At 63.3% G+C, this 16,443-nt stretch carries 16 protein-coding genes and 2 tRNA genes; 3 read left to right on the forward strand and 15 right to left on the reverse strand.

All coding sequences use genetic code 11. The features are described from left to right. Nucleotides 1-189 precede the first annotated feature (189 nt). The gene (locus NVS32_RS02305; RefSeq protein ID WP_032110658.1) at nucleotides 190-507 is read left to right on the forward strand and encodes an MGMT family protein; all 318 of its coding nucleotides are present in this window, start codon (nucleotides 190-192) and stop codon (nucleotides 505-507) included. A gap of 94 nt (nucleotides 508-601) precedes the next feature. Here the strand turns inward: NVS32_RS02305 and NVS32_RS02310 are convergent. The 3 genes from NVS32_RS02310 to NVS32_RS02320 all read right to left on the reverse strand — a co-directional run bounded on the left by NVS32_RS02310 (nucleotide 602) and on the right by NVS32_RS02320 (nucleotide 1,900). Continuing rightward, a tRNA-Pro gene (locus NVS32_RS02310) sits at nucleotides 602-678 on the reverse strand. Between the two features lie 15 nt (nucleotides 679-693). Continuing rightward, nucleotides 694-1,584 carry a 4-(cytidine 5'-diphospho)-2-C-methyl-D-erythritol kinase gene (locus NVS32_RS02315; protein ID WP_052009806.1) on the reverse strand — a complete coding sequence of 297 codons (891 nt, stop codon included), beginning with the start codon at nucleotides 1,582-1,584 and terminating at the stop codon, nucleotides 694-696. A gap of 16 nt (nucleotides 1,585-1,600) precedes the next feature. Beyond that, nucleotides 1,601-1,900, reverse strand: a complete 300-nt coding sequence (locus NVS32_RS02320) for a Veg family protein (RefSeq protein ID WP_032110571.1) — start codon at nucleotides 1,898-1,900, stop codon at nucleotides 1,601-1,603. A 196-nt stretch (nucleotides 1,901-2,096) separates the two neighbouring features. Between NVS32_RS02320 and NVS32_RS02325 the strand changes: the two genes are divergently transcribed. Continuing rightward, nucleotides 2,097-3,173, forward strand: coding sequence for a M24 family metallopeptidase (locus tag NVS32_RS02325; RefSeq protein WP_258498489.1), 1,077 nt, complete (start codon nucleotides 2,097-2,099; stop codon nucleotides 3,171-3,173). 203 nt (nucleotides 3,174-3,376) lie between these two features. On the opposite strand, the gene nagB is transcribed toward NVS32_RS02325, so the two are convergent. The 4 genes from nagB to NVS32_RS02345 all read right to left on the reverse strand — a co-directional run bounded on the left by nagB (nucleotide 3,377) and on the right by NVS32_RS02345 (nucleotide 5,938). Next, on the reverse strand, nucleotides 3,377-4,111 hold the full coding sequence (nagB, locus tag NVS32_RS02330; protein WP_258498490.1) for a glucosamine-6-phosphate deaminase: 735 nt from the start codon (nucleotides 4,109-4,111) through the stop codon (nucleotides 3,377-3,379). 254 nt (nucleotides 4,112-4,365) lie between these two features. After that, the gene (gene rdgB, locus NVS32_RS02335; protein ID WP_258498491.1) at nucleotides 4,366-4,989 is read right to left on the reverse strand and encodes an RdgB/HAM1 family non-canonical purine NTP pyrophosphatase; all 624 of its coding nucleotides are present in this window, start codon (nucleotides 4,987-4,989) and stop codon (nucleotides 4,366-4,368) included. Between the two features lie 43 nt (nucleotides 4,990-5,032). Then, nucleotides 5,033-5,776, reverse strand: a complete 744-nt coding sequence (gene rph / locus NVS32_RS02340) for a ribonuclease PH (RefSeq protein WP_258498492.1) — start codon at nucleotides 5,774-5,776, stop codon at nucleotides 5,033-5,035. Between the two features lie 86 nt (nucleotides 5,777-5,862). Next, a tRNA-Val gene (locus tag NVS32_RS02345) sits at nucleotides 5,863-5,938 on the reverse strand. 94 nt (nucleotides 5,939-6,032) lie between these two features. Between NVS32_RS02345 and NVS32_RS02350 the strand changes: the two genes are divergently transcribed. Continuing rightward, complete coding sequence (locus tag NVS32_RS02350; protein WP_258498493.1) at nucleotides 6,033-7,571, forward strand: Mur ligase family protein; 1,539 nt, start codon at nucleotides 6,033-6,035, stop codon at nucleotides 7,569-7,571. Between the two features lie 102 nt (nucleotides 7,572-7,673). On the opposite strand, the gene NVS32_RS02355 is transcribed toward NVS32_RS02350, so the two are convergent. From NVS32_RS02355 to NVS32_RS02390, 8 genes are all read right to left on the reverse strand, one after another. Next, complete coding sequence (locus NVS32_RS02355) at nucleotides 7,674-8,999, reverse strand: pyrimidine-nucleoside phosphorylase (protein WP_258498494.1); 1,326 nt, start codon at nucleotides 8,997-8,999, stop codon at nucleotides 7,674-7,676. After that, nucleotides 8,996-9,451 carry a cytidine deaminase gene (locus tag NVS32_RS02360; protein WP_258498495.1) on the reverse strand — a complete coding sequence of 152 codons (456 nt, stop codon included), beginning with the start codon at nucleotides 9,449-9,451 and terminating at the stop codon, nucleotides 8,996-8,998. The genes NVS32_RS02355 and NVS32_RS02360 overlap by 4 nt, the downstream gene beginning before the upstream one ends. Before the next feature lie 29 nt (nucleotides 9,452-9,480). Then, on the reverse strand, nucleotides 9,481-10,398 hold the full coding sequence (locus NVS32_RS02365) for an ABC transporter permease (RefSeq protein WP_258498626.1): 918 nt from the start codon (nucleotides 10,396-10,398) through the stop codon (nucleotides 9,481-9,483). Continuing rightward, nucleotides 10,388-11,692, reverse strand: coding sequence for an ABC transporter permease (locus tag NVS32_RS02370; protein ID WP_258498496.1), 1,305 nt, complete (start codon nucleotides 11,690-11,692; stop codon nucleotides 10,388-10,390). Before NVS32_RS02370 ends, NVS32_RS02365 begins: the two co-directional genes overlap by 11 nt. Next, the gene (locus NVS32_RS02375) at nucleotides 11,689-13,218 is read right to left on the reverse strand and encodes an ABC transporter ATP-binding protein (protein WP_303646451.1); all 1,530 of its coding nucleotides are present in this window, start codon (nucleotides 13,216-13,218) and stop codon (nucleotides 11,689-11,691) included. Before NVS32_RS02375 ends, NVS32_RS02370 begins: the two co-directional genes overlap by 4 nt. A gap of 97 nt (nucleotides 13,219-13,315) precedes the next feature. Next, nucleotides 13,316-14,413 carry a BMP family ABC transporter substrate-binding protein gene (locus NVS32_RS02380; protein WP_258498497.1) on the reverse strand — a complete coding sequence of 366 codons (1,098 nt, stop codon included), beginning with the start codon at nucleotides 14,411-14,413 and terminating at the stop codon, nucleotides 13,316-13,318. Between the two features lie 96 nt (nucleotides 14,414-14,509). Then, nucleotides 14,510-15,238 (reverse strand): purine-nucleoside phosphorylase, encoded by a 729-nt coding sequence (deoD, locus tag NVS32_RS02385; protein ID WP_258498498.1) that lies wholly within the window; start codon nucleotides 15,236-15,238, stop codon nucleotides 14,510-14,512. Between the two features lie 2 nt (nucleotides 15,239-15,240). Further along, entirely contained in the window at nucleotides 15,241-16,431 is a 1,191-nt protein-coding gene (locus NVS32_RS02390) for a phosphopentomutase (protein WP_258498499.1), read from the reverse strand. Nucleotides 16,432-16,443: the final 12 nt, after the last annotated feature.

Here is a 16,443-nt window from a genome sequence, read left to right on the forward strand (position 1 = left end):
CTCACGAGAGGACTTTTGTCTGCGGTGGGATACGTGTGGCTGGCGCTGGACGTCGCTGGCGATGTGCCGCCGTCGTCCGAACGGCCACTTCACTATGGCAGTAGCCTTCTCTCGCAGGCGAGCAAGGCCAGCGCGCTCGCTTTTGCGTATGCTCAGAGGGCAAGGACATCGGGCGAAGTGAGGCAGATGATGGAAGGCAGTGACTTCTTCCAGCGGGCATACGACATTGTCCGGCAGGTGCCCGAGGGACGCGTTGCCACGTACGGGCAGGTAGCGCGTATGATGGGCGAGCCGCGAAAGGCGCGATACGTTGGGTTTGCCATGCACTCAAGCCCTGGCATGAAGGGCGGAGTTCCCTGCCACAGGATTGTGTTTGCAGACGGTAGCCTTGCACCTGGCTTTGCCTTTGGTGGTGCCGACGAGCAACGAAAGATGCTCGAGGCCGAGGGCGTAGGGTTTCTCCCAAATGGCAAGGTGAATCTGCGTCAATATCTCTGGGAAGCGTGACCGTGCGGGCGCTTGGAGCAGGTCGCAAATCGCGTCGCGGACACAGCACACACGAAAAAGGCCAGGAGCACACGCTCCTGGCCTGCAATTGAGATGGTCGGGACGACTGGATTTGAACCAGCGACCTCTCGGTCCCGAACCGAGCGCTCTACCAAGCTGAGCCACGTCCCGTTAGCAGACGACACTTTAGCAGACTTGGCCGTCCAAACCAACCGTAAACACAGCCTTTGCCCACCATCCATGCTCATTTTCCGCAGCCCGCGCAATACGCTCGGCCCCAGAGGCAGACTCGCAAATGGCAAACGAGCAGGAACCCGAGCCTGTTATCTGCGATGCAATCACGCCCGACTGCTGCGCAAGCCAAGCCGCAGGCTCCCCCATCGCCGGCTTCAGGCGCAGCGCCGCCGGTGCGAGGTTGTTGTAGAGATGCGCCGCAACGCCTGGGACGTCGCCCCTCGCGAGCGTGTCACACAGTGCGTCGGGACTCTCCGGCGCAGTTGGAACACGGTCGAACTCCTCGTACACCTCGCGCGTCGAGCTGGCGCAGTCCGCCGGCATCACCAGCGCAAGGGGCACTCCCCCAAGCACCGGGAACGTGTTTTCGAGCACGTCTCCCGCGCCTCTCAGCAGCGACGGCACGGGGTTGAGGAAGAACGCAACATCCGCGCCCACGCGCCGTGCGACATCAACAACGCGCTGGTCAAGCGGATCGACATCCCAGCGCTCCGCAAGCGCGCGAAGAACGGATCCGGCGTCTGCCGAGGAGCTTCCAAGGCCTCCCCCGCTGGGAATGCGACGCTCAATGCGAACAGAGACGCACTCCTCCACACCCAGCGCCCGCGAGAGGAGCTCGATTGCCCGCTGGGTGGCGTTCCCTCGCACAAGACCATCGAACGAAGGCTCAAAGGCGACGCTGGTCTCGGGTGCAGACTCAATCGTAATGGTGTTGAAGAGACCAACCGGCACCATGACCGAGTCCACGCGGTGATAGCCGCGCGCGTCCTTCTCGGCATAGATGCCCAGGTGAAGGTTAATCTTGCAGGGCGCCTGTACGGTCTGTAGGCGTGAGCGCGGCATGCGGTCTCCGGTGGGACTACTCTTCGGGAAGGTCTGCCGTGTAGTCGAGCAGGCGCTCGCCCGTGTTCATGTCGTAAAGCTCGACGGTGCCGGTGAGCACGTCGACGTACTGGTAGGACTGGCGAGCCTTGCGGCCGCGGCGCTCCTCGACCTCAATCACGAAGAGGGACGGGTGCACGTGAACCAGGGTGCCCGCACGCTCGACAATACGCGAGCGGCCCATATTGGCGCGGACCTTCACACGCTGACCCTCGAGGGCCTTGAGCTCCTCGCGGATCTGGTCAATGCGGTTGACTGGCGGAATGTCGTTCTCCATGAGACTCCCAACAGGCCATAGTTGGACCAAGTATCGAATACACAAAAAGTAATGATACCCAGACGTAACGCCGTTCCTGCAGTTAGGGAAGAAAACAGCACGACAAGACCACGGGCTGGCAGTCATGCGCCCAGCTGCCGCGCCGACGCATGTCCCAGGTGCTACACTTCCGGCGTCAACGACAAAGGAGGACGCAATGGACGAGACGAGAAGGGCACGGGTGATCGAGAACCTGCGCGATATGGGACTCACGCAGGCGCTCATTTCTGATCCCATGTCCATCTACTACCTTACGGGGTACTACACCGAGCCCTACGAGAGGTTCCTTGCGCTCTACCTCAATGCCAACGGCGCGTCGACGCTCTTTGCGAACCGTCTCTTCCCCGACGCCACCACCGCGTGCAACGACGTGCGGACCTTCGACGACACCGAGGACCCCGTGCCCATGGTCGCCGAGGTCACAGACCACAGCGCACCGCTGGGCGTCGACAAGAAGCTCGCCGCACGGTGGCTGGTGCCGCTCCAGGAGGCTGGCGCCGCGTCAGAGTTCAAGCTGGGCTCCGCAGCCGTGGACGACGCCCGCTCTGTAAAGTCTCCGGAGGAGCAGGAGCTCATGTGCACCGCCTCGCGCACCAACGACAAGGCCATGGAGTGGCTCGCCGCCCAGGTCCGCGAGGGCGTAACCGAGCAGGAGATTGCCGGCGGACTTCTCGACGTCTATCGCTCGCTGGGCGCGCAGGACCACTCCTTTGCGCCCATCGTGAGCTTTGGGGCAAACGCAGCCGACCCGCACCACTCCCCCGACGGCACCGTCCTTGCCAAGGGCGACGTGGTGCTCTTTGACGTGGGCTGCCGGCAGGACATGTACTGCTCGGACATGACGCGCTCGTTCTTCTACGGCGAGCCCACCGAGCACCAGCGGGCGGTCTACGAGTGCGTTCTCCACGCAAACGAGGCGGCCGAGGCCATCGTGCGGCCCGGGGTCACGTTTGCCGAGATAGACCGGGCCGCACGTGGCGTCATCGAGGATGCGGGCTGGGGACAGTACTTCACGCACCGGCTGGGACATCAGATTGGTCTTGAGGACCACGAGCCGGGCGACGTCTCGTCAGCGCACGACGAGCCCGTGCGCCCTGGCCAGTGCTTCTCCATCGAGCCGGGCATCTACCTCCCCGGCGACGTGGGCGTGCGCATCGAGGACCTGGTCATCGTGACCGAGGACGGCTGCGAGGTGCTCAACTCGTACTCCAAAGGACTCGCGGTGCTCAAGTAGACTACCCGCAGAGAAGGATTAGCCCCTCTCGCAAAACCTGCGGGTTAATTGCAGCCCCCATAGAGGGCACAATCAATTTACCAGCGCTTCTATCAACAACGCCCCTCCCAAAACTGCAACTAAACCGCAGTTTTGGGAGGGGCCATTTTGCGAGAGGCAACTCCAACCGGTCTTGTCCAAGGACGAGAAGGCCGGGCGCGAGTCTACGCCTCCGGGCAGAGCGCCAGCGCCGCCTCGTCGGCAATCACGGTGCAGCTGGTGTGCAGCTGCAGGATGGACGCGGGGCACTGCGGGGTAACGGGTCCAAAGCACATGTCGTAGACGGCCTGGGCCTTCTCCGGGCCGGATGCCAGGATGAGGATGCTGCGCGCGTACATGATGGTCTGCACGCCCATGGTGTAGGCCTGGCGCGGCACGTCGTCGGCGTTGTCGAAGAGGCGGCTGTTGGCCTGGATGGTGCTCTCGGTGAGGTCAACGCAGTGCGTGCCCTTGGAGAAGTGGTCATCGGGCTCGTTGAAGCCAATGTGACCGTTGCGGCCAATGCCGAGGAGCTGCAGGTCAGGATAGCCAGCCTCGCGCACTATGCGATCGTACTCGGAGCATGCCTCGTCCGCGTTGGGGTTTGCGCCGTCGGGCACGTGCGTGTTGGCAAGGTCGATGTTGATCTTGTCGAAGAAGTTCTGCCGCATGAAGTAGTGATAGCTCTGCGGGTCCTCGTGCGTAAGGCCGCGGTACTCATCCAGGTTGTAGGTGCTAACCTGTGAGAAGTCGCAGTCGCCCTTGTGGTTCCACTCGGCAAGCTGCTCATAGGTGCCAATGGGCGTGGTGCCGGTGGCAAGGCCGAGGACGCTGGTGGGCTTGAGGATCACCTGGGCCGAGATCACGTTCGCCGCCTTGCGGCTCATGTCCCGATAGTCCTTGGTGCGGATGATTCTCATGGGAGTCCCTCCTTCTGCAAGCGGGTGACCTCCCGTGGCACCCGCCCGTGGCTTTTAAGCCACGCTTGACGTGTGCGGCCACCAGGGCGAGGTCGCGTTTGCTATGAGAAGGGTCCACCACGTCGAGGCCCCTGCCCGTCCATGGTGGCCTGGGGCACATGCCTCAGACGGCTTCATTCTACATGCGTGCCATGCGGAAGAAGAGACAAACCAATAAAGACTCCTCAAACGAGGAGCGCAAATAGCGTCTATGCCTACAGCTTCCCCGCCAGGTCTTCCAGTGCGTGGAAGCGGTGCGAGATGGCGTTCTTCTCGCCCGGCGTGAGCTCGGCCATCGTCTTGCCTGGGGTGTCTGCCGGCAGGAACAGCGGGTCGTAGCCAAAGCCGTGGTCCCCACGGCGTTCGTGGCCAATGGTGCCCTCGCAGTCGCCGTCGCCACGCAGGACCTCGCCGCCGCGTACGAGCACCACGGTGGAGTGGAAGCGCGCACCGCGACGCTCATCGGGAACGTTGACCATAAGGCGCTCGAGCTTGTCGTTGTTTGCGTCGTCGTTGCCGTGCTCGCCAGCCCAGCGGGCCGAGAAGATCCCGGGAGCGCCATCAAGCGCGTCCACGCAGAGCCCGGAGTCATCCGCAATGGCCATGGGGAGGCCCGTCTCGGCGACTGCCGCCCGCGCCTTGATGAGGGCGTTCTCGAAGAAGTTGGCGCCGTCCTCGACGGGATCGGGAAAGTCCCCAAGCTCACCCAGGGCAACAAAGTGCACGCCGGGAACGGACTTTGAGAGAATTGCCTCGATCTCGGTCACCTTGTGGGGATTGCCCGTGGCAACCACCACGGTGTGCTCAGGGTCAAGCGCCTTGATGTCGATTGTCGCCATGCCAGTGTCCTTTCGCCGCAACGGGCCATCCGCCCCGCGATGCCTATGCGCCAAAGCCCGTGACCTCACGCTGAATCTGGAGAAGCTGGTCGATGCCCTTCTGCCCAAGGTCAAGCAGACGCCCCAGCTGCTCGCGGTCGAAGGTCGCGCGCTCGCCCGTGCCCTGAACCTCAACAATGCGGCCATCGGAGGAGCCCACCAGGTTCATGTCCACGTCCGCGTGCGAGTCCTCCGGGTAGTCGAGGTCGAGAAGCTCGACGCCACGCACGACTCCCATCGAGATGGCTGCGACCTGTCCCGTAAGGGGAACGCGCTTGATGCGCCCCTTCGCGCAGGCGGCTGCGAGCGCCTCGTAGAGCGCCACCCAGGCGCCGGTAATGGAGGCCGTGCGGGTGCCGCCGTCTGCCTGGATCACGTCACAGTCCACCGTCACCGTAAACTCGCCCAGGTGGCGGAGGTCGCAGACGGCACGCAGCGAGCGTCCCACCAGGCGCTCGATCTCCATCGAGCGGCCCTTGCGGCCCTTGTACTCGCGCGGAGTGCGGCGGTTGGTGGCAGCCGGGAGCATGGCATACTCCGCCGTGACCCAGCCGTCGCGACTCGCGCCGCGCCACTTGGGCACACCCTCCTCGATGGTCGCCGCGCACAGCACGCGCGTGTCGCCAAACTCCGCCAGGCACGAGCCGTCGGCGTTCTTCATCACGTTTGGCGTTAGCGTGACCGGGCGCATCTCGGCAACAGACCGGCCAAAGCTGCGCTCAGACTGGGTGGCGCTCTCCTGGGGCATGGTGTCTCCCGTCTGCCGGCGCACATCCGCCGGCGCTCATGCAACGGGGCCAGCCGGCTCACGCCGACCGGCCCCGACTCTTCTCATGGTGGGCGATGACGGATTCGAACCGCCGACCTTGTGCGTGTAAGGCACCTGCGCTAGCCACTGCGCCAATCGCCCATGTTTAGCGAGTGTACCACGGAACCCGGAAGCGGCACACGCATCGCCCGCACCCGGCGCAGCCCGCGCCCATCTCGCCTGCTATACTTGACCCATGAATACTACACTCACATCTCTTGCCCAGCTCCTCGACAATGAGGGGCTGCTGGCCACCACAGCAAACATCACCGCCGAAAAGGGCGCCACGCCCATCACCGGGGTCGACTGCGACTCGCGCGTCATTGTCCCAGCGCATGTCTTTGTGTGCAAGGGCGCCGCCTTCAAGCCAGCCTATCTCACCTCCGCGCTCGAAAAGGGCGCCGTGGCCTACCTTTGCGACAGGGACCGCGCAGCCGAGCTGGCAGACGTTGCCCCCGGGACGCCCGCACTCATCGCCACGGACCTGCGCCGCGCCATGGCGTTCGCCTCGGCCGAGGCCTTTGGCCACCCCGACCACGACCTCACTGTCATTGGCATCACCGGCACCAAGGGCAAGTCGACGGTGTCCTACATGCTCCGCGCCGTGCTTGACGGCAACGAGACGCACGCACGTACCGGCGTCATGGGCTCCATCGAGACCTTCGACGGCATCGAGCGCGAGGAGAGCCACAACACCACGCCGGAGTCCCCGGACCTCTGGCGTCACCTCGCCAACGCCCGCAAGGCCGGCCTTGCCTACATGGACATGGAGGTCTCGAGCCAGGCCCTCAAGTACGACCGAGTCCTGGGCCTTGACCTTGCAGTTGCATGCTTCCTCAACATTGGGCGCGACCACATCTCGCCCGTTGAGCACCCCAATTTCGAGGACTACTTCCAGAGCAAGCTCCGCATCTTTGATCAGGCGCGCGTTGCCGTGGTGAACCTCGACTCCGACGAGATCCATACCATCCTCGAACGCGCCCGGCGCTGCGAGCGCGTGGTGACCTTCTCGGCCAAGGACAGCTCGGCGGACGTCTGGGCATCTGACATTCAGAGCGCCTACGGCATGGTCTCGTTCACCGCGCACACTCCAAGCTGGGAGGGGCCCATCTGCCTGGGCATGCCGGGCCTCTTCAACGTAGACAACGCCCTTGCAACCATCGCCATCTGCGAGGTCCTGGGCATTGGGTGCGAGAGGATTGCCGAGCCGCTCTCTCGCGCGCGCGTCCCCGGCCGCATGGAGCTTCTCCCCAGCCCCGACACCAAGGTTGTGGCGCTGGTTGACTACGCTCACAACAAGCTCTCCTACCAGCGGTTCTTTCCCTCGGTCAAGGAGGAGTTCCCGGGGTATCGCATCATTGCCGTCTTTGGCGCCCCCGGTGGCAAGGCGTACGAGCGCCGCCACGAGCTTCCCCAGGAGGCCGCCAAGTACGCCGACTACCTCATCTACACTGAGGAGGACCCGGCAAACGACCCCGTAGAGGAGATCTGCCAGCAAATGGCAGATGCCACGCCGGAGGGCACGGCATACGAGGTCATTCTCGACCGCGAGGAGGCCATTCGCCGCGCCGTCCAGCTTGGCTACGAGGGCGAGAGTCCGGCCATTCTCTGCCTTCTGGCCAAGGGCGACGAGACGCGCCAGCATGAGGGCAACGAGTTTGTCCCCTGCCGCACGGACGGCGACATCTACGAGGAGGCCGTTCGCAACTGGCACCCGTCACACCCCGAGGCATAGCCCGCGCGAGGCGATTTCCAGCCGCCAATGAACGTGCCCCGCAGCCACGGCGAGAGAGCCGGACTTGCGGGGCACGCTTGTGCGGACGCTCTTAGCCCCCGCCTAGGCGAGCCGCTCCACGCCGTTGCGGGTTACGCGCGCATAGACGAGAGGCTCAGGCTGAGGCTGCTCGTCACCAATCTCGTAGGCGTCGCGAAGAATCTGCTCCCCCTCGTCGAGCTGCGCCTCGCTCGACGCGTGAAGCGTTGCGAGAACCTCGCCCTTCGTCACCTTGTCGCCGGCTTTCTTCTGAAGGATTATTCCGGCGAGCGGGTCGATGGAGTCTTCCTTGCGCGCCCGCCCGGCGCCAAGTGCCACCGAGGCAATGCCCACGCGTTCGGTGTTCATGTGGCGCACCCAGCCGTCGCGCCCGGAACGCACGTCACGCATGCAGGCATCAGAGCCAAAGCGGCTGGGGTCGCGCACGTAGGACGCATCCCCGCCTTGGGCGGCAACCATCTGGGCGAGCTTCTCCAGACCCGCACCGTTCTCTATCTGCGCACGGGCCATCGAGCGGCAGGCGACAATGTCGCCCTTGTCCGCAAGCTCGAGCATGTTTGCCGCAAGCTCCACGCAGATGTCCCTAAGGTCCTGCGGCCCTTCGCCCATGAGGGTCCGGGCGGCCTCCCCCACCTCAAGGGCATTGCCCACGCAACAGCCAAGCGGACGGTCCATGTTCGTGATGAGTGCCGCCGTCGTGCGACCAACGCCCTCGCCAATGCGGACCATCTCCTGCGCCAACGCGACGGCATCGTCAACGGTCTTCATGAACGCGCCGCTGCCACACTTCACGTCGAGAAGGATCTTGTCAGACCCAGCGGCAATCTTCTTGCTCATAACGCTGGAGGCAATGAGCGGCAGCGAGTCAACCGTAGCCGTCACGTCTCGCAGCGCATAGAGCTTCTTGTCTGCGGGCACCAGGTTTCCGGTCTGGCCGGCAACGGCGCATCCAATCTCGCCCACAATGGAAAAGAAGCGCTGCTCGTCAATAGAGGTGGTAAGACCGGGAATGGACTCTAGCTTATCAAGCGTACCGCCGGTGTGCCCTAGACCACGTCCGCTCATCTTGGCAACGCGCACGCCAAGCGACGCCACGACAGGTGCCACCACCAGGGTGGTCTTGTCTCCCACGCCGCCGGTGGAGTGCTTGTCCACCTTGACGCCGGGAATGGGCGAGAGGTCCACCACGTCACCTGAGTGCGCCATATCAAGGGTGAGACGCACGATCTCGCGGTCGGTCATGCCCTCGTAGAAGATAGCCATGCAGAGCGCGGAGGCCTGGTAATCCGGAATGTCACCCGCCACGTAGCCATTAACGAAGAAGTCAATCTGCTCGTCGGTAAGCTCGTGGCCGTCTCGCTTGCTCTCGATGATGTCGTACATCCTCACGCGGCGCCGCCTCCCGCCTCGTCAGCCCGATGGTGCCCCAGGTCCTCCGGCCCAAAGCCCTCGGGGAGAAGGTCACGCAGCAGAAGCGAGCGGCGCTCCTCCGGGGAGCGGGCAACGATGATTATAAACGAGTCCGGGTCACAGAACTCGCGCATCACCTGGCGACACACGCCGCACGGTGTGCACCAATCCGAGACGGGTTGCCCCTCCGGGCCTCCCACAACGGCAATAGCCGAGAAGTGCCGCTGCCCCTCGTAGACCGCCTTGAAGAAGGCCGTGCGCTCGGCGCAGTTGCTTGGCGTGTATGCCGCGTTCTCGATGTTGCATCCCTGGTAGACGGTGCCGTCTTCCGCAAGAAGCGCCGCCCCAACGGCAAAGTGCGAGTAGGGCACATAGGCATGCTCGCGGGCTTCGAGTGCCCTTCCCACGAGCTGCTCGTCGGTTAGTTCCATGTCTTTTCAGAGGCTCCTTATGCCGCTTGCTATCTGCTGCCCTTGATGTATGGCACACCGTCTGCCTTTGGCGCAACGGAGCGTCCCACAAAGAACACCAGGACGAGGACGGTCATCACGTACGGCAACATTGCCAGGATCTGCGTTGGCACCACAGAGCCGCCGCCCAGCATCACGGTAAGCGCCTGCGTGAAGCCAAAGAGCAGGCAGGCAAGGTAGGCGCCGTGTGGGGTCCACTTGCCAAAGATCACTGCCGCAAGGGCAATGAAGCCCTGACCGCTAATAGCCGTCTGGGTGTACTGAGAGATGATGGCGAGCGTCATGGACGCGCCACCAAAGCCCGCGAGCACGCCAGAGAGAATCACGCAGACGTAGCGCGTGCGATAGACGTTGATGCCCAGGGTCTCGGAGGCCTCGGGGTGCTCGCCCACGGAGCGAACGCGAAGGCCCCACTTGGTCCGGTACAGAACAAACCACATGACCACGGCAGCGATAAGGCCGAGAAGCACCGTGACGTCGAGGTTGAGGCTCGAGAGCGGAGAGTCGCCAAAGCCCGAGGTGTCAACGAGCTTGGGCAGCGTGTTGACCACGGAAGACATTGCCGCGCCATCAAACGTGCGGCGGCAGGCAAAGAGCGCGATGCCGGGGGCCAGCAGGTTGATTGCCACGCCAGAGATGGTCTGGTCGGCGTTGAAGGTAACGGACGCCACCGCATGGAGCAGGGCAACCAGCCCGCCCGCCAAGCCCGCACAGAGAAGGCCAATCCAGGGGTTGCCCGAGACGTAGCTTCCCGCAACCCCGGCAAACGCGCCGACGTTCATCATGCCCTCGATGCCGATGTTCGTGACGCCGGAGCGCTCGGAGATAACGCCGCCGAGGGCGCCAAAGACAAGGGGCGTGGAGTACATGAGGGTAATGGAGAGGACGAGCACAAGATTATCGAGCATCGCCATCAGCCCCCTTCTTCTCGCTAGAGTCAGTAGGTTCGGCGACCTTCGAAGACGCCTCCGCCGGTGCCTTGGGGTCGGCCGCGTTCTCGGTCTTCTGGGAGCCGCTCTCCCCTGCAGGCGCGGCGGGAGTGGCCCCCACCTCGGCAGCAAGCTTGCACGCCTGCTCGGCGCGCTCGGCGCGAGAGCGCTGGATGTGCTCGGCGAGCATGGGAATCACGCCACCCAGGGCCATGCAGAACACGATGGTGCCAATCATGATGCTGATGATCTCGGACGGAGCGCCCATGGTCTGCTGCACCGTCTGGCCTCCGTAAATGAGGCCGGCAAAGAGCAGGGACGCCGGAATGCACGCAACGGGCGAGCAGCCCGCAATGAACGCCACCGAGAGGCCGTTGAAGCCGTTGTTCTCGAACGCGGCGAGCGTAGAAATGCCGTGCGGCGAGATGCCGGTGATGTTGAGGGCGCCGGCAACGCCGCACAGGGCGCCGGAGATGACCATGCAGAGCACGATGTTCTTCTCGACGTTGATGCCGGCAAAGCGGGCGGCATCCTTGTTGAGGCCAACGGCGCGCATCTCGTAGCCCATCTTGGTGCGCTTGAGCAGCCACCCGATGAATACAGCCGCCACCACGGCAACAACGATGCCAACGTTGACGTCACAGCGCACAAGGACGTCGCGAAGCACGGGGAAGTTTACCAACGCCGCCTGGCCATCGTCAGAGAGCTTCCAGTTGGGGAGGATCATCGTGAACGCGGAGTCGTGCACCGCATAGGTCCCCGTGGTGTTGGGCTGGTGGAACACGTCGAGCGAGACCACGTAGTTGCAGAGGTAGAGGCTGATCCAGTTGAACATGATGCTGGTGATGACCTCGTGGATGCCAAACTTTGCCTTGAGCCATCCAATGAGGGCGCCAGACAGCGCGCCCGCAATGGTGCCCGAGAGCACAACGAGCGGAATCTCGAGAACGGCGGGGAGGTCGCAGGTGATGCCCACGATGGTCGCAGCGACGGTACCCAGGATGTACTGGCCCTCGGCGCCAATGTTGAAGAGGCCAACCTTGAAGGCAAAGGCAACGGCAATGCCGCAGAACAGAAGCGGCGTGGCCTTGATAATTACGTTGACTATGTAGCGAGGACGGCCGACCATGCCCGAGAAGAGCGCTGCAAACGAGGCACCCGGATCGTATCCTGCGCTGGCAAGAACGATTGCCGCGACCAGAAAGCCAATGAGAATGGCTATGATTGCCGAGGTGATGGGCTTCCTCAGCACCTTGATGACCGTGTTGTTCACTGCTTGCCACCCCCAGCCATAAGCAGGCCAACCTCTTCTTCGCTCACCGTTCCCTGCTTGAACGTGCCCACGATCTTTCCGTGGTGGATGACGGCAATCGTGTCCGCCACGTCCATGACCTCGTCAAGCTCGAGCGAGATAAGCAAAATTGCCGCGCCGCGATCGCGCTCGCGGATAAGCGCCTTATGGACAAACTCGATGGCGCCCACGTCGAGGCCGCGCGTAGGCTGCACGGCAACGAGAAGATCCGGCTCGCTCGAAACCTCGCGAGCAATGATGACCTTCTGCTGGTTGCCGCCGGAAAGCCCACCGGCAAGGCTGTCGACGCAATCGGCGGGGCGGATGTCGTACTCCTTGATGAGGCCGTTGGTAAAGGAGCGGACCTTTCCATAGTCGAGTGTCGCGCCCTTGCCAAACGCCTCCTCCTGGTGCCTCTCGAGAATGACATTCTCGGCAACGGTGAAGGGCAGCACCAGGCCAAAGCGCTGACGGTCCGCAGGGATGGTCGCCACCTTGTGGTCGAGCACGTTTCTGGGGACGGTGTTCTGGATTTCCTCGCCATTCACGGAGATGGTGCCGGAATCCACCTTCGCAAGGCCATCGATGGCCTCTACGAACTCGTCCTGGCCGTTGCCCTCGATGCCGGCTATGCCCACGATCTCTCCGGCGCGAACGTCAATGTTGAGCCCGCATACCTGCTCGATTCCACGGGCGTCCTTCACGTGCAGGTCCTTGACCGAGAGAACCGTCTTGCCTGGGTTGGCAGGCCCCTTCTCGACGGTAAGGCTCACATGACGGCCAACCATCTTGGACGCGAGCTCTTCCTCGGTGGTCTTGCTCACGTCCACCGTGCCCATGTACCTGCCACGACGAATGATGGTGCAGGCGTCGGCGGACTCCATGATCTCCTTGAGCTTGTGGGTAATGATGATGATCGTCTTACCCTTGGCGACAAGCTCATGCATGATCTTGATGAGCTGCGTGATCTCCTGCGGCGTGAGGACTGCCGTGGGCTCGTCGAGAATCAGCGTGTCCGCACCACGGTAGAGCGCCTTCAGAATCTCGACGCGCTGCTGCATGCCAACGGTGATGTCCTCGACCTTCGCGTCCGGATCGACCTCAAAGCCATACTCGTCGACGATCTTCTCGACTTCCTTTTTGGCACGAGCCATGTCAAGGACACCCATCGAGTGGCAGACCTCGTCGCCAAGAATGATGTTCTCGGTGACGGTGAAGTTCTCGACGAGCATGAAGTGCTGGTGGACCATGCCAATCCCGTGAGCAATCGCGTCGAGCGGGCTCTGTATCTGGACGCTCTGCCCACCGAGGTACACCTCGCCCTCGTCGGCCTGGTACAGGCCGTAGAGCACGTTCATGAGCGTGCTCTTGCCCGCACCGTTCTCGCCAAGGATGGCATGGACCGTCTGCTTCTTCACGTCGAGGTCAACGCCATCGAGCGCCTTGAACGAGCCAAAGGTCTTCGTGATGCCATGCATCTGCACGGCATAGTCGGGACTGGCCTCCATAGTCCACCTCCTCATAAAAGCGAGGGGCCATGGCCCCCCAGCAATCAAACCAAGAGGGGTGCCCGACGCGCACGCCAGGCACCCCCCAACTGCGCGTCTAGAGGCTAGCGACAAACTTGTCGTAGTCATCCGAGGTCGCAGGAGGCACGATGTCGCCGGACTTGATGAGCTCCTCCACAGCGAGGGCGTCGTTGTATACGTCCTCTCCCATGAGGGAGTAGTCCTCGGGGATGCCCACTGCGCCGTCGGAGAGACCCAGGGTGATGTTGGAGCCGCCCTTAAGGTCGCCGGAGAGAAGGCGCTTGGAGACGTCCACGATGGCAACGTCGACCTCCTTGAGGGCGGAGGTGAGAACCGTGCCCTCAGCGAGGTAGGACTGGTCCATGTCGGCACCAATGGCGTAGATGCCGGCATCCTTGCAAGCATTGATGACGCCAACGCCGGTGCCACCAGCTGCCTGGAACACAACGTCGCAGCCGTCGGAAACCATGCGCTGCGTGATGGAGCTGCCCTTGGCGGCATCGCCAAAGCTCTCGGCGTACTGGGACTCGCACTGAACGTTGAGGCCCTTCTCCTTGTTGGCATAGGCAACGCCGGCCTTGTAGCCAAACTCGAACTGGCGCAGGACGTCGCTCTCGACGCCAAGCACGTTGCCAACCATGCCGGTCTTGCTCACGCAGGCGGCAATGTAGCCAACGATGAACGACGACTCCTGGGCACGGAACTGAACGCCGGTGATATTGGAGGCGTCGGTGGGGTTGGCGTTGTCGATGATGCCAAACTGGACGTTGGGGTTGGCTTTGGCCGCGTTGCCCACAGCGTCTGCCATGGCAAAGCCAATTGCCCAGATGAGCTCTGCGTCATCGTCAACTGCCTTGTCGAGGTTGGTAGCGTAGTCGGACTCCTGCTTGGACTCGAGGTAGCTGACATCCCAGCCCTCTTCCTGCTGGAGCCGCTGGAGGCCGGACCACGAAATCTGGTTGAACGACTGGTCGTTAACGCCACCGGTATCGGTAACCATCTCAACCTTGTGCGTGGTCCCGGACGTGGCGGTACTGCTGGAGGTGTCGCTGCTGGAAGACGAGTCGCTGGACGAACCGCCGCACCCTACGAGTGCTCCGGTGGCGCCCAGTGCGCATGCGCCAGCAAGGCCCTTCAGGAAGCCACGCCGAGTAAAGCTGCTCTGATCTGGCATTTCTGTCCCCTTTCTCCGCCCCGTCCTCTCCCGAACGAGGTACCCCATGGAGTCAAACTTCCTATCTACAGAGGGAGACTCTCCCTCGTGTTGCCCCTATGCATTTAAGTCTGGCGTCGCCAAGCTCAGCGCGACCTCCATCATCTGCGTAAGGCTCTCCTGACGCTCCTCTGCCGTGAGGGCCTCGCCGCGAGAGACAACGTCCGTCACGGTGAGAATCGTGAGCGCGCGTTTGCGGGCGCGCATCGCGTTGAGGTAGAGCGCTGCCGACTCCATCTCCACGGCAAGGACGCCCATCTTGGCCCAGCGCTGCTCCGCAGTGCGGTCGTCGTTGTAGAAGACGTCCGACGAGAGAACGTTGCCCACACGCGCGGGGTAACCCAGGCGCTCCGCTGCGTCAGCCGCACGGCGCAGGAGACCAAAGTCCGCGATGGGGGCAAGCGTGCCCGGAACGTTGAACTGGTGGGCATAGTTGGAGTCGGTGCAGGCACCCATCCCAAGCACGATGTCGCGCAGGCGCACGCTTGGTGCCACACCGCCCGCAGTGCCAATGCGCACGATCGACTCGACGCCGTAGAAGTTGAAGAGCTCGTACGAGTAGATGCCAATGGAGGGCATGCCCATGCCGCTGCCCATTACCGACACGGGGTTGCCCTGGTAGGTGCCCGTATAGCCCAGCATGTTGCGAACGCCGTTGAACTGCTCGACGTTCTCGAGGTAGGCCTCGGCAAGGCGCTGGGCGCGGAGCGGGTCGCCCGGCATCAGGACGAACGGCGCAATCTGGCCTGCAACGGCCTCGTTGTGCGGCGTAGGGGTTCGTGCCATAGCTATGCCTCCAGAATCTGATCGAGGTGGGACGTGCCGTTGGGAAGTGCGGGTGAGCCAAGGTAGTCGAGAACCGTTGCTGAGACGTCCGCGAAAGTAGGCCGCGTGCCCAGGTCGACGCCGGCGCGCACGCGCGGTCCGCACGCGATCCATGGGACGTACTCGCGCGAGTGGTCAGTCGAGGGCGTCACGGGATCGCAGCCGTGGTCTGCCGTAATCATAAGCAGGTCATCGTCGCGCAGGCCCGCAACGATGCGCGGGAGCTGGCTATCAAAGTAGCTCAGGGCACGCGCATAGCCGGGCGCGTCGTTGCGGTGGCCGTAGACCATGTCGAAGTCCACGAGGTTGGTGTAGCAGAGGCCTGTGAAGTCACGGCCGGTCGCCTCGACGGTGCGCTCGATGCCCTCCTCGTTTCCTGAGGTAAAGACGTGGTCCGTTATCCCGCGGTGGGCAAAGATGTCGTAGATCTTGCCAATGGAGAGCACGTCCTGGCCCGCGTCCTTGAGCACGTCGAGCATCGTGGTGCCCGTGGGCTCCAGAGAGAAGTCATGCCTGCGCGGGGTGCGCACGTAGTTTGGCCAGTCCCCCGTGTAGGGGCGCGCGATGACGCGGGCGACGCCGTGCTCGCCCGTGAGGATCTTGCGCGCGATGCGGCAGTACTCGTAGAGCTGCTCGGGGGACACCATGTCCTCGTGCGCCGCAATCTGGAAGACGCTGTCGCCCGAGGTGTAGACAATGAGCTTGCCAGTCTTGAGCTGCTCGCGGCCGTAGTCCTTGATCACCTGCGTACCGGAGTATGGCTTGTTGCAGAGAACCCCACGACCCGTCTGGCGCTCAAACTCGTCCAGCACCTCCTGGGGGAAACCGTTGGGATACGTGGGGAAGCGCTTGGGCGAGATGACGCCCGCCATCTCCCAGTGCCCAACCGTGGTGTCCTTGCCGGCAGACGCCTCGCGAAGGCGGGCAAACGCACCGGTGGGCGAGGCGACCGGCTTGAGGTCCACGTCATAGGGGGACTCGAGCGCGCCTTCAATGTTGAGAAGGCCAAGAGACGTCATGTTGGGGATGTTGAGCTCACCCGTGGTGGCGCAGGCGCACAAGGTGTTGCTCCCCTCGTCACCCCACTCTGCGGCATCTGGCTCGGCGCCGATGCCAAAGCTATCCAAGACGATAAGAAACACGCGCTTGCCCATGGTCGCCCCCTC

It is taken from the genome of Tractidigestivibacter montrealensis (assembly GCF_024741235.1).
In the GTDB taxonomy this organism is placed as follows: domain Bacteria; phylum Actinomycetota; class Coriobacteriia; order Coriobacteriales; family Atopobiaceae; genus Tractidigestivibacter; species Tractidigestivibacter montrealensis.